Source organism: Sphingobacterium sp. GVS05A, from assembly GCF_019969845.1.
Classification (GTDB): Bacteria; Bacteroidota; Bacteroidia; order Sphingobacteriales; family Sphingobacteriaceae; genus Sphingobacterium.
Window position 1 is genome coordinate 87,119 of sequence record NZ_JAHXYR010000007.1, and the last position, 13,645, is coordinate 100,763.

8 protein-coding genes are annotated in these 13,645 nt (G+C 41.2%); 5 read left to right on the forward strand and 3 right to left on the reverse strand.

Features of this window, described 5'->3' with window-relative positions:
• The first annotated feature begins 137 nt into the window (after positions 1–137).
• The 3 genes from LC454_RS17680 (at position 138) to LC454_RS17690 (ending at position 6,762) form a co-directional block, all read left to right on the forward strand.
• Positions 138–3,224 (forward strand): SusC/RagA family TonB-linked outer membrane protein, encoded by a 3,087-nt coding sequence (locus LC454_RS17680; protein ID WP_223583787.1) that lies wholly within the window; start codon positions 138–140, stop codon positions 3,222–3,224.
• A gap of 98 nt (positions 3,225–3,322) precedes the next feature.
• Positions 3,323–4,876 carry a RagB/SusD family nutrient uptake outer membrane protein gene (locus LC454_RS17685; protein WP_223583788.1) on the forward strand — a complete coding sequence of 518 codons (1,554 nt, stop codon included), beginning with the start codon at positions 3,323–3,325 and terminating at the stop codon, positions 4,874–4,876.
• Complete coding sequence (locus LC454_RS17690; RefSeq protein WP_223583789.1) at positions 4,870–6,762, forward strand: alkaline phosphatase; 1,893 nt, start codon at positions 4,870–4,872, stop codon at positions 6,760–6,762. Before LC454_RS17685 ends, LC454_RS17690 begins: the two co-directional genes overlap by 7 nt.
• 104 nt (positions 6,763–6,866) lie before the next feature.
• Here the strand turns inward: LC454_RS17690 and LC454_RS17695 are convergent, their stop codons facing one another.
• Positions 6,867–8,330 carry a hypothetical protein gene (locus LC454_RS17695; RefSeq protein ID WP_223583790.1) on the reverse strand — a complete coding sequence of 488 codons (1,464 nt, stop codon included), beginning with the start codon at positions 8,328–8,330 and terminating at the stop codon, positions 6,867–6,869.
• 289 nt (positions 8,331–8,619) lie between these two features.
• Between LC454_RS17695 and LC454_RS26665 the strand changes: the two genes are divergently transcribed.
• Complete coding sequence (locus tag LC454_RS26665) at positions 8,620–8,742, forward strand: hypothetical protein (RefSeq protein ID WP_410528663.1); 123 nt, start codon at positions 8,620–8,622, stop codon at positions 8,740–8,742.
• 37 nt (positions 8,743–8,779) lie between these two features.
• Here the strand turns inward: LC454_RS26665 and LC454_RS17700 are convergent, their stop codons facing one another.
• Positions 8,780–9,874: a DKNYY domain-containing protein gene (locus tag LC454_RS17700; protein WP_223583791.1), complete on the reverse strand. Its 1,095-nt coding sequence runs from the start codon at positions 9,872–9,874 to the stop codon at positions 8,780–8,782.
• Between the two features lie 38 nt (positions 9,875–9,912).
• Positions 9,913–10,986: a S41 family peptidase gene (locus tag LC454_RS17705; RefSeq protein WP_223583792.1), complete on the reverse strand. Its 1,074-nt coding sequence runs from the start codon at positions 10,984–10,986 to the stop codon at positions 9,913–9,915.
• Positions 10,987–11,806: 820 nt separating this feature from the next.
• Between LC454_RS17705 and LC454_RS17710 the strand changes: the two genes are divergently transcribed.
• On the forward strand, positions 11,807–13,591 hold the full coding sequence (locus LC454_RS17710) for a hypothetical protein (protein WP_223583793.1): 1,785 nt from the start codon (positions 11,807–11,809) through the stop codon (positions 13,589–13,591).
• The last annotated feature ends 54 nt before the right edge of the window (positions 13,592–13,645 follow it).

Consider the following 13,645-nt stretch of genomic DNA (forward strand, 5'->3'; position numbering starts at 1 on the left):
AAAAAAATTTATATTTTTATGAAAACCAAAAAAAATATACCGATTAAATAAACTGAAGACGGGTTCACATTTTGTTAACACGATATTAAAATTGTGATAACCCGTAATTTCTACTTTCGCCACACATTATCAATCATATGAATAAATTTCTAATTCTACCACTCGCGCTTGGGATTGTCTATCAGGGACAAGCATCCCCCGCAAAAAAGCCTTTTTCTTCCATCATCGGAAGCAGCGTCTTTCAAGACCAAATTAAAGGAACAGTTGTCGCGAATAATGGCGTGCCTGTTGCAGGAGTAACAGTTAAAAACGTTCAATCAGGAAAAACAACAGTAACTGATGCGAGAGGGCAATTTCAATTGTCCGCCAAGCAAGGCGAAACCTTTCGCTTTAGTTTTGTAGGGTACAAGTCATTGGATCAACAGGTGACAGGTAATAGCCTGTCAGTTACCTTGGCCGAAGATTCCAGTCAATTGGAGGAGGTAGTGGTGGTTGGCTATGGTACGCAACGGAAGAGCACGGTCTCTGGTGCTGTTGCTACAACAGATTTGAAAGGAACAAACAGCCGTTCAATGGCAGGAATAGGAGAAGTGCTTCAAGGGAAGACGCCCGGTGTTACGGTAACTGCCGAGGGTGGTGATCCCACGTCTAAACCGAGTATCAATATCCGTGGTATGGGGGGGATCAATGGTGAGCAGCCATTATACGTTGTCGATGGTGTACTCCAGGCAAGGGCTCCGGAGCTCAATCCGAATGATATTCAAGATATTAGTGTGCTGAAAGATGCCGCAGCCGCAGTCTATGGTGCGCGTGCTTCGGGTGGTGTTATCTTGATCACAACAAAAGGTGGCAAGAGTGGTGATTTGAAAATTGATTTTGAAGCGAAATATGGTGTACAAAAAGCGCACAACTTGATCAAAGCGCTGAATGCAGCAGATCGTGCCATGATCTCCAATCAGGCGGCAGATAATGCCGGCGTGGCACGTGACCCGGCTTTTGATGCAAGTAAATATCCGGATGGACAGATCACCCGTACCGATTGGATAGACGAAATTTTCCGAACGGCGCGCGTACAGGATTATAATCTATCAGCAAGTGCAGGTAATGAGAAGTCTTCTTTCTACACCGGCTTCAACTACCGAAATGCCGAAGGTATATTGATCAATACGTATTCTAAACGATACAATTTCCGTGTAAATTCACAGACACAGGTGACCCCTTGGTTGAAATTGGGTGAAAATATTTCCTACTCCTTTACCAATGGGCAGGGGGCCAATACAAGTTCCGGCTATACGGGGGCTGTATTATCCGCCATTCACTACCCAAGAAATGTATCTGTATATGATGCCGCAGGTAAGTTTTCAGGACTACCGTCGGACCATGGTCCGGGTACCTATGGTGATGTCATCAATCCGGTCGCTTATCTAAGCCGGTTGGATGTTAACAATCCCGTACATAACTTATTGATCAATCCCTATATTGAGCTTAAATTGCTTCCGGGCTTGAAATTTAAATCAAATTTTGCTTATACAAAGCAATTCACCGATTTTAAGGAGTTTACGGCACGTATTCCGGAAATTGGAAAACCCAATATGTCCAATTCCCTCGCCGTTAATACCAATCGTCTGACAGATATCTTGGCTGAGCAGACATTGACCTACGAAAAGAATTTTGGTCTGCACCGTTTCGACGCCCTAGCAGGATATATGTATCAAAAAACTACAAATAGCTATCATAATGTTATCGGCGAGAACTTTGATGACGAGGCTAAAAACTACCGTTACTTGGTCAATGCTGGACGCATTCAGCCAGTCGTTGATGGGAAGCTTGAGCAGGCATTGATATCGTACCTTTTGCGTGCAAACTACAACTACGACAACCGTTATATGTTGACCTTGATCGGTCGTCGGGATGGTACCTCATTAGTGGCAAAAGACAATCGTTTCCAGAACTATGGTTCTGTATCCGGGGCCTGGGCAATCCATCGTGAGGCATTTCTTTCGGATTCCGAAGTAATCAATACGTTGAAATTAAGAGGAAGTTATGGCATTTTAGGTAATTTAGGAACGTTGAGTTCTACGGCTGTAAGTCCATTATTACAGCGTGTGGACAATTGGGTTGGTAAAACACCAGCGTTGTTGCCTGGATACATTGAAAGAATCATGGGCAATCCTATATTGACTTGGGCGCAATCGAACCAGACAAATATTGGATTAGATATTGGTGTATTAAATAACCGTTTGACCCTGAATGCGGATTATTTCGTTAAGCGGACAGATCGGATGTTGATGGATATCGCACTAGCCGGGACAACTGGTTTACAGACCAAAACTGTCAATGGTGGACGCGTTACGGACAAAGGAATTGAACTTGCTGTGACCTATAGCAGCAAATCAGACGCAGCGTTCCAATATGATTTAAGCGCTTCAGTCAATAAGATCTCCAATAATGTAGACTATTTAATTGACGAATTTCCAAAAATAACCTCGCAGGTTGACTATCGTGGTATCCTGAAACCTTTATTGACCGAACCGGGGCAGCCACTGTATTCGTACTATGGCTTGGAAACTGCGGGTCTATTTAGGTCTAATCAGGAGGCCGAGCAGTATAAAGGCAGTACTGGAACCAAAATACAACCTAACGCCCAAGCTGGGGATATGAAATTTGTGGATCAAAATGGAGATGGCGTAATTGATGATAAAGACCGTGTATTCTTGGGAAGTGCTTACCCGAATTTTAACTATGGATTGACGTTTAATGGTAGCTATAAGAATTTTGATGTCAATATCTTTTTCCAGGGGGTGCAAGGGAATAAATTGTTCAATACCTTGAAATATACAGGTTTAAATGCAGCATCAGGACAACCTTACAATATGTTTGAAGAAATTAAGAATGCATATTCAGAGAGCAATCCAAACTCCAATATACCGCGTGTATCGGTGAAAGATCCGAATGGTAACTTCTCCAATGTATCGGATTTTTATGTGGAAAATGGATCGTATCTCCGTTTAAAGAATTTTGCGGTGGGGTATACGCTACCACAAGAACTAACACAAAGATATAAAGTGCAGAAATTACGGTTCTTTGCTTCAGCAACCAATCTGTTTACCGTGACGAAATATACGGGAATGGATCCTGAGGTCGGGATGAACGATTATGGTGTGGATGCGGGTCGTTATCCGCAGTCGCGTACATTTATGTTAGGAGCAGCTGTCACTTTTTAATCTCAAATTTGGATAAAATAAAGGATGATATAGCTTTTCAAATCGGGAAACTGAATGATTAAACCTGATTGTCCTGTGAATATTTAAAAAATACTCCAATGAAAAAAATAACTCGAAATATATGTTTTGCCCTGCTTTTAGGAAGCATGGGAATGTCTTTTCAATCTTGTACCAACAAATTGGATATCCTGCCGGAGGGAGCTCCGTCAAAGGCAAGTTTTTGGAAAACGAAAGAAGATGCGATAAAAGGGGCTAATGGGCTTTATTACCTCTATGATGAGGAGGATTTCTATGGCCGTGGATTTGCCTGGTTTTTGAATGCCAGCGACGATATGGTCACCGGAAGAAACAATGCACAGGCAGAGAATATCCGTACGTTTAACAGCAATTACATCGGCGGCGGCTACACGGAATCACAATGGCAAATGCGCTATGCCATTATCAAACAGGCCAATGATATCTTGCGCTATGTCCCTTCGATCTCCATGGATGAGGCGTTAAAGAAACGTATTCTAGGTGAAGCCAATTTTAATGCAGGCTACATGTACTTTCAGTTAGCTGCTAACTATGCAGATGAACGCGCCGGAGTACCTATTGTTACTGTTGAAAATATGGACAACGAAAAGGCCACACCTAGAGCGGCCAATATCGAAGAAAATTATCGTCATATAGAAAAGCTGCTGAAAGAGGCTGCTGATCAACTGCCTTTTTTCAATGAACTGGGGGAAGCGGATTATGGCCGTGCGCATAAGGTAGCGGCATGGGCGGTGCTTTCCAAAATGTACCTGTATAAAAAAGATTACAAAAATGCCATTCTCTATGCAGATATGATTATCAACCAGGGTAAACGTGGGCTTGAACCTACTTTTACAGATGTCTTCAAAGCGGCAAATAACTGGGGGCCTGAATATATCTGGTCTGTCACAAGTACAGCTGCAGGTACGGATGGCTGGGGATCGATTTTACCGGGTGTTATGCTTACCAATGGTGCCTGGGGGTTATACAATGGTTGGGGATATTATATGCCAACGAAAGAGTTGTATGATTCGTATGAAACAGGCGATGCACGTAGGGAGGCGACAATCTTGAAGCCAGGGGATAAGTTTACGTTCTTCGGTAGCGAGCGGATATTTACTCCGGCAAGTTCCGCGACTTGTGACATGCAGTTCAACAAGTATATGGAACCTTTCTCGCATGTAAATCCAGTCGGTAAACATGTGAGTCCAAATGGAAATCACATGGCCACGGATCTGAATGTGCCTTTGATCCGTTTTGCCGAAATATTACTGATTAAAGCCGAAGCTTCAATTATGCTCAATGGTAGCGGAGCTGGAGATAAAGAATTGAATATGATCCGTAAACGTGCCAACCTGATTGAAAAGACGGGGATGACTTTGGCTGATCTGAAACGCGAACGCCGTAATGAGTTGGCAGGTGAGTTTGCAGACCGTCACCGGGATTTGGTGCGCTGGGGTGATGCACAGGATACCTATGCTAAGCCGCTTCATACCTATGCGATGAAGAATGGTTCAGGCATGCCTGTTGAGTTTGCGGGCCGTAAATTTGATCCGAAAATTCACCATGTGTGGGCTGTACCGCGTAGAGAAGTGGATAATAGTGCAGGTTTGATTAAACAAAATCAAGGATGGTAAAAGTTCCAAAAGTCTTCCAAACTAAATTGGGGGGATTATTGATAATCGCTGGCTTGTGTGGAGGACCTTTAGGGTCTTCCGCACAAACACTCAATGAAAAATTTGAGCAGCTGATGTTCAACCGTGAAAAAGGACAGGCGGGGGCGATCCACTATGTTGGGCATAGTCATAACGATTACTGGCAGAGCCAACCTTTCTACACGGCCTATTACGCGGGAATGCAATCCATTGAAGCAGATGTTTTCCTGCGCAATGGTAAACTTATGGTTGCGCATGATGCAAAGGAAATCAAAACGGAGAATACGCTCAAGGCGCTTTATCTGGATCCTGTGGCTGCACTATATCGCAGAAATGACGGAACAGCATTTGCTGACAAAGCAAAAAAAATGCAGTTGCTGATTGATATCAAGGAAAACTATAAACAGGTATTGCCTATTCTTGTCAAGGCGCTTGAACAATATGGCGATCTATTCAATCCGCTTAAAAATGCCAATGCCATTAAAGTAATCGTAACAGGTGGGAGACCTAAACCAGATGGATTTAAGGATTATCCCAAATGGTTGTTTTTTGACGGGGAAGTCAATTGGAGCTATGATGCAGCGAGCCTAGCGCAGACTGGATTGATCAGTGCTGATCTAAAGGATTATACGGATTGGAACGGTAAGGGATTACCCGAAAATATTCCGGCCATCAAAAAGGCGGTCGCCAAAGCTGATTCACTGGGACTTCGTTTTCGTTTTTATGGAACACACGACAGTCCCAATGCCTGGCAGCAGCTGATTAATCTCGGCGTGTATTGGATCAATACCGATCATCCCAAGACCTTAGAATTATTTCTTGATCAGCGTGAACGGTCATCTTTCCAGTCGGCAAAACCACAGGCGATCTATACACCGAGTTTTCAATATGACGGTCAGGACCGTAAGGTGAAGCGGATTCTGCTTTTGATTGGAGACGGTATGGGGATGGTCGCTGTAAAAGCGGCGACACTGGCCAATGGTGGCGCGCTCAATATGACACAGATCAAAACAGTAGGACTTTCACAGACCGAGGCATTGAATTCGGACAATACCGACTCCGCTGCTGGGGGTTCTGCAATCGCTGTAGGGCAGAAAGTAAATAACCGCGCAATTGCTGTCGATGTAAACGGTAAACCATTGCCCAGCGTAGCTGCGGTGCTGGCCGATCAGGGATGGAAAACAGGAGTGATCAGCATCGGTGATGTTACTGACGCCACTCCCGCAGTATTCTATGCTCATCAGCAGGAACGGAATGAGAGTGAATCCATTCTAAGACAGTTTCAACATTCCACAATGGATTTTATTCTGGGCGGAAAACCTGGGTGGTTGCAGAAGAAAAGTGACTGGGAAGGATATACTGGTGTTTCGATTGTAAAAGATCAGATCAATCAATCCGGTGGTAAGCAGATTGTGTTCCTGTCGGACGAACTTCTCAAGCCTGTGAAAGATGGTCGATCAACGATTTTAAAACAGTCTATGCTGGATGGCATAAAGTTTCTGTCCCGCGATGATAAACCATTCTTTCTGATGGCAGAGTCTGCGCAGATTGACTATGCCGGTCATGCGAATGACCTCAAATATTCGGTCATGGAAACATTGGATTTTGACAAAACGATCGAAGAAGCCCTAAAGTTGGCCGATCAAGATCCAGAGATGCTGGTTGTTGTAACTGCAGATCATGAAACTGGCGGACTTACATTGCTCGATTCTGACCGTAAATCAGGACGTGTAATGGTTAATTTTAGCAGCAACGATCATACGAATGCTTTCGTTCCCGTATTTGCTTATGGAGCCCGCTCGTTTTTATTCCGGGGGGTATACGATAATACGGCTATTTTCCATAAGCTTCTGGAAGCTGCGAAGTAAAAATTTTAATTTCCTTTACACTTTTCGCCCCGTTTGTTTATCAAATCACAACGGGGCTTTTTTATCCCTTAAGTAAGAGCCCGCTTCTGTTTCTCCACCTGACATTACTCCTTATACTCTTTTCCGGTGTAGATGTCTATGTAATAGTAATTATCTTTATTTTCCGTGCCTTTTATCCGTACCAGACCACTTGGGTTTATTGTGTCATAACTTTTGGTCCCGACCTGCTGTTTCGTTATATTATTGTACAAGGTAAAAGGGCCATCTTTTTGTATCTGTAAGGAAAAGATCTGTTGTTTGCCATCCAAGATATCAATATGCTGAAAATTTGGCGGTAGATCCCATATTTTGGTCTCGGCATTCCAGAGGCCCATGGTTGGATCCTGCTCTCCTTTTTTGACGTTGATGAGGTACAATGCTTCGGTTTGATGGACGTATTTTATTTTTCCCGTTTTCCAATCGTTTTTAAGCGTATTCTTTGTAAACAACATATGCTTATCAGGCCAGACCAGATAACCTACCTGGTCCAAAATAAAGAAATCCTTGACGTTGATTTTATCCAATAAATTGCCATCCTTGTCAAGATACAACCAGTCATAAGCCCAGACCTCATGGTCATAATTAAATCTCCCCAAAATAAAGTAAGGTGAATTGTTGACAGAATACACGAGAGAAACTTCTTTCAGAAAATCCAACTGTGCTACAGTAGCCTGTTTGATCTGTTTTGGCAAAGCTTTCTCATATTGCGGGAAAACATAGATGGCGCCTGTGCTGTTGTCTTTTAATAATTTGGGCACTGTTGGTTTGTAGCGATCCTGATTGATGGAATCCAGCTGTAAGGGCTGGCCGTTCCAGAGCAAGTCTATTTTATCCACACCGACCAGATTGGAAAAAATAGGCCGCTTATGTTGAATATCGTAGATCTCAAAACGATTTTCAGCAGGAGGAATATATCGGCCATTTTCCAAAATCATATCAATTTTTGTACTAAGCTTTTTTAGATGCTGGTTTTTTAGTTCATAAAGATTCCCATTTAGGACGAAATGTTTATCATCTAGATCGTATGCCGCCGAACTGTATTCGTTTTCGTCATAGGGAACATCTTTGTCCAACAGGACCTGGTCGGTTTCAAGCACACGGATTTCTACCTTAACATAGGACGCTGTTTTTTTTACTCCACCACCCATAATATTCCAGTCCCAGTTCCAGAAGGGCAGTTTTTTCTCATGCTCCCGACGTTTCATAAGCAGCGTCACTTGGCCTAGTGGTTGTAACCCAAGGTCAGTATCAGAATAATTTTCGATAAAATCTCCCGTTGAATTAATTAAAGCATGCTGGTTCTTCTCGTTTGAGACGATAGCGTAACCAGTGTGGGTAAAAGGTTCGGCTCCATAGAATTTTTGTGTCAGTTGCTTCCGGAGCGAACTGTCCACATAGACGAATTGTTTGTCCTGGGTCTGCATAGGAATCCAATGGATAGATTTCAAGGATGGATTTATGCTGGACTCTTGTGCACAGGCTGTCATACAAAGAATGGTTATTAAACCTACTAATATTGATTTGATCATCTTTTTTCTTCTTAATTGAATGCGTTCGCTGTTAAAAGAGCAACGAAAAGTTTCCTATACGCTCATTATGCCAATGCGACGCCTTATGATAGGATTCATGCAAAATGTCGTGATCCTGAGGCTAAAGTAGGCGAAAACAGCCTTTGGAAAAATAGCCGAATTCAGTGATTATAAAGCGACTTGATTGGTTGCCGGACAGCCAGATTAAGCCCGTTTGTTCCTTCATTATTTTTTCGATGATCCGATTAGAGTTTAGAGGCGGCTCAAATGCATGACCGCAAAAAAGTATATGTCCATTGCGAAGACCTCAAAAGCTACTGCAACAAGGGACCTGCAATACCTACAAGAGCAAGGTATATTTGAACAAATTGGGCTTGGAAGATCCGTACGTTATGAACTTGTACTTAGTTAAACGACCGATTTTGAAATAATAGATTCAAGCGATATCATTATTTCTTCTCTACGGGAATAAGTTCTGCACCTCCTTCTTTGGGTTGGTACCAGTACTTGTTGCCCAGATCATCTTCAAAATCGTGGTTTACTTTTGCTTTATCTACACTTCTGAAGCTTTTGACATCGGGGCCTTCAAAGATTTTATTGCCGACGAAAATATGTCTGGCATCTTTGGCGACAGCGCGTCTAAGGACTTCAAAAGTTTTTGTGTCGGCCTCCGCAAATAACTGTTGGTTATAATAGATATGATTCTTGTCACCGGACCAAAAAGAGTTTCCACCAATGCCTTCCAATATTTTAAAACTGGCGGCATCGACATCCATGAATTCAAATTTCTTTCCTTCAATGAGAACCAGTTGATCGATAATTACCGTTTTTCTATCAAGTAATTTGATGTTATTGGTAGAAGGTAAATCCGTTTCGAGCACACCGATACCCTGATAGGGCTGGTAATAAAGTAATTTTTTTCCATCCAAAATGATGTATTCGTCGTTGAGCACATCAATCTTATCCGTTGTGTAATTGAGCGGATTGATACTTTTCTGCGTTACCAGATAGAGCCCATTTTTGTCTTTTACAAAATTTTCATTTAAAATTTTAAATGAAGCATAGTCAACAGCTAATGGTTGGGCATTGTAGAAGTAATGTGATTTATCTTTCGATAGGGATGCGATCGTATCATACAAGGTAATATACGTTTCGGGATCAGCATCCGTAATGGCAATGAGTTGTTGCTCGCTGCATTTTCGTGTAGTTGAAGTCGTCGAACCATCGAAAACGAATACATGAGACTGATCGACGGGAATATTTCCCTTCAATCGAAAAGTTTTTGGATCTACAAATTGCTGTGGACAACCCATAACATAGATATTGTCTTTATCACGTGCATAGACACCTTTGATAACAGAAAAACTATTTACATCTGCCTCCGTCTTTCTTGAGCCACGTTCAAAACCATTGCCTCCGGGGATAAAATAGATCGCTCCACTTTTTTTATAGTAGTCTTCAGACAAAGGGCTGACCTGCTCCTTGCAGGAGAACAGCAAGCCGATGCATGTACCGATAATTCCCATTTTAAAAATATGTTTCATGCTTTCATTTCTATGATTTGCACCCTGATGAAGTTTTGCTATTCCTGAATATAATGAACAGCATAGTCTATCCAGTCGGGGATGGACTCATCCAAATAGATGTCGGGCTGTACGCCAATATTGTCGATAGGATATTGTGGTAAGCGAGCTGATCTGTATGTTGGCAACAGCAGTTGATAATTATCACAGCCAAATTTAAATTCCCGTATCGATCCATAATCCAGTGCACCCATACTGGGCGTGCCCAAGATCTTTACTTTTTTGCTTTGACGACAGCTGAATAAGAAATTTTCACCTGAACTGGCCACATTTCTGTTAGCTAGAATAATAACTTGGGTCGGGCTTTTCTTATGGAGTGCGATCGTATCGATAAGTACTTTTTTATCACCATAGAGCACAAATTTTCCGATATTATCTTTGTATTCTTTTAGATCATCCTCTATCTTTTTCGCTTCTGAAATAGAGTCCGTCCCCGGTTTCATATTTTTAAGGGCATAGTCCCGTAGGCCGTTAACCAGGGTATGGGTGGCAAAAAATTCAACACTCATAATCCGTATTGGATTGGTCAGGACATAAGGTAAAATGGGTTGGTATACATCATCCGTTCCTCCGCCGTTATTCCTGATGTCGATAATCAAGCCCTTGCTATTTTCAATCTGTTCCTTATGTTTGACTATTAAATCCTTTACTGGAGCGATATTTTCATAGGCAAAACTGCCAATCTTAATATAGAAAACCTCGGGATTAATTGCCTTGGCCATCACTTCTTCTTCAGGTTCAGCCGTACTCTCCGTAGTTTTGGAGACTTTCTTTCGTTCTGTAGTCAATGATCTTAAAACAATGTGCTCATCCTGAAAAAAGTCGAGATACTCCTGCAAAAGAGCTACGCATGCTTCATTTTTTGCGTTGAGACTTTTTTTATTCAAAATACTCTTTTTGGCTTGGTATAAATCGTTGTGCTGTTTTACCTTTTCCGGAAAGCCCGGATATTCTGTTTCGATTTTACTGATTAATTGTTTGAGTGCCTGTGAACAATTGCAATTGGTCTGACCGTATATCGGATAGATCAGAAATGAAATACAAAAGAATAAAAGTATTTTTTTTAAAGTCATTTGTCGGTTTATTAAACTTTAGTACTTCTTAATAATAGTAATATTTTACTGTATTTTAAAAATACAACACATCGGCCATGTAAGCGATAGAAGTTTACGATTCGCTTAGCGTTATTTATAATTCGTTTACATCCAATTGTGGGGCGGGAAGGACTGATCCTATTTATCAGATTTGTTCTGCGCAATTTGGACTTAAATTTAGTAATAATTTAGGAAATAGCTGCCTGCCCAAGGGAAGGAATATGGGAGCTCTTAAGGTCGGATTAGGCACCCTTACAGTATTGTTTAAGTATTGATAAAGTATAAATTAAGTATTGCTATAGTATTTGTACAAGATAGATTTTGGATAGCTAGCCAGTGTTATTTCGGTGCTGTAGTTGGCCTACTAGTCTACTATGATTACCTGTAATAAAGGATGGTTATCTTTTTGTATAACTGAAAGACTATTATTCTTAACAATATTTGTTTTTTATATTATTAATTATTACGTTTGTATATATAAACTATATTATTGTATCGTAATGGTGTTTTTGTGTAAATAACACAAATGCCTTACCTGTATCTTAGTCGGCAAGCAGGTAAGTATTTTTCGCAGTCAAGCTGAAACTTCGATACAATTGTTTCCATTGCCGACCTTTTCTAAATAAACCAAGGTGCAAACGTGTATGCATGCTGCCTGTTGATTTTATCCTTAGTCATCTTGGTATTCTTTCTATGTTTTTTACAAAATAACTGTTTATTATTTGCAATAATAGTCTTTAACTGTTTGTTGTACTGAAGACTATTTATTACGGATTTTATAACCATTAAATCATTTATTATGGAAATTAATAGTCAGTTGATTATTGATCGATTATCCCAGCGGATAGATCTCGATCGTGTTTATCTCGTTAAATATCAATTTTTAAATCAGGAACACCATCACCTGCTTTTAGCGCTTAAGCCAGTAAGTGGACTGTCCGTAAAGGTACTGAAGCCTATTGTGGAGTTATGCTTGATGGATCAGGGGAATATTTCCTATGAGATCATTCTGATTGGGGATTTGAAGAATAAGATAAAGATCGGTAGTATATATTATACCTACGCTGCGTTGCCTAAGCATATCCTTTTTCTTGCGGATGGCAAAAATAGTAAGCTGCAGGGACATAAAGAACAGCGTGTTGCACTGGAACTCACCGATGAATATCACAAGAAAATAATGCAATTATCAGCCGACTTCCTAAAGGGCGCAGAAGCTTTTGCTAAGGCAGGAAACTACCTTAAGGCGGTATTTATGTTGCATCAGGGGCTGGAAAATTACTTACGGTTGTTGCAGGTTATGGTAGAAGGGAAAGTGAATAATGTACACAGGCTAAATAATAGAATTAGAAATCTGAGCGAGCATTTCGCTACACTAAATGCGCATATTATAGGCGAAGATGAGCCGACAAAAGAGCGTTTTAAGTTGTTGGATGGGGCCTTTGATGCGGTAAAGCAAAATAAGGATCTGGAAATTTCGGCTTTTGATGCCTCCAACCTATATGACCATAGTAAACTAATGTTGGATGCGATCGAACAATTATTTCACTATTTTATGGAGTCCCTTCGGTCCGAATATGAGCAGATCACAGCCGCGCAGATCAATATTCCGCAATCAGCGAAAGAACCAACGGTTACCACCGTTACCAAGGCTCCAGAAATAAAGAAAAAGGCGGAAACTCCTCCCGTTGGCCAGAAAGCTGTAACGACAGATCAGATGGCCGTTTCAAGTGCCCCTATTTTCCAATCTTTCCCTTGGCCAGAGCGGTATCAGTCCGATATACAACAACTGCTTAATAAGATCTATCGGGAAAATCAGCCTGAGCAGATTATGTTGCTCAACTATTATGTGAGCAATGCCAATGGAAACGGATTGTTCGACTATCCGCCAAAAGATATTGGTAGCGCAACACTCTATTTGGTTGTCATTAAAAAACGGATTGGATCAACTCATTTTCGTAAAGTTTCTTTTGGTCGGGTTACAGCAGTCATTTCATTTTTAAACAGCAATTTTATTGAAACAAAATTGAACAAGGGGAGTCGCTTCTCGAATACCATCTGGAATGACTCCATCGTCCTCTTCCGTGATCCAAATTATAAACCTTGCTACTTTGTCAGGCCGATAGGTTGGTCTGATACCTTATTGAAAGCTTCAAATTGTTGTGAACGTAATTCAAAACTTATTCAGGATCTGGTACAACTTTTTATTGATGAACGTATTTCGAGCAGGTTATTGGCTGTCTCATTGCTTAACCAACTGCTGTCGATTGGGCTGTATAGCTATCTCTATTTGCGCATCGGTCATGCTCCAAACAATGCCAATTTGGAAGAGCTGATCGATTGGACTTGTATCTGCGACAGTCGGTTGAAAGAATTCTTTGTGCCTAAAAATAATATTGATGGCGTACTAAATGCCGAATTAATTCGGCAGACGAAATCAAGGATCTACGAGCTACCTCCAGAACTGGCCCAATTGGACATGAGTATTTTTAGTGCGAAAGCAAGTGATATCGGCAATATTTTCCTGGATCTCTGTCAGCAGAGTCTGGAATATATGGAAGCGAAATCGGGGATTAAAATAAATTGAAGCTTGCTATGAAATACTAGGTTTTCACTTAAGCATGGTAGACTTAAAAAATTA

Excerpts from the sequence above, each read along its gene's own strand:
- LC454_RS17680 (WP_223583787.1), top strand. The coding sequence starts at position 138 with ATGAATAAATTTCTAATTCTACCACTCGCGCTTGGGATTGTCTATCAG.
- LC454_RS17685 (WP_223583788.1), top strand. The coding sequence starts at position 3,323 with ATGAAAAAAATAACTCGAAATATATGTTTTGCCCTGCTTTTAGGAAGC.
- LC454_RS17690 (WP_223583789.1), top strand. The coding sequence starts at position 4,870 with ATGGTAAAAGTTCCAAAAGTCTTCCAAACTAAATTGGGGGGATTATTG.
- LC454_RS17695 (WP_223583790.1), bottom strand. The coding sequence starts at position 8,330 with ATGATCAAATCAATATTAGTAGGTTTAATAACCATTCTTTGTATGACA.
- LC454_RS26665 (WP_410528663.1), top strand. The coding sequence starts at position 8,620 with ATGTCCATTGCGAAGACCTCAAAAGCTACTGCAACAAGGGACCTGCAA.
- LC454_RS17700 (WP_223583791.1), bottom strand. The coding sequence starts at position 9,874 with ATGAAACATATTTTTAAAATGGGAATTATCGGTACATGCATCGGCTTG.
- LC454_RS17705 (WP_223583792.1), bottom strand. The coding sequence starts at position 10,986 with ATGACTTTAAAAAAAATACTTTTATTCTTTTGTATTTCATTTCTGATC.
- LC454_RS17710 (WP_223583793.1), top strand. The coding sequence starts at position 11,807 with ATGGAAATTAATAGTCAGTTGATTATTGATCGATTATCCCAGCGGATA.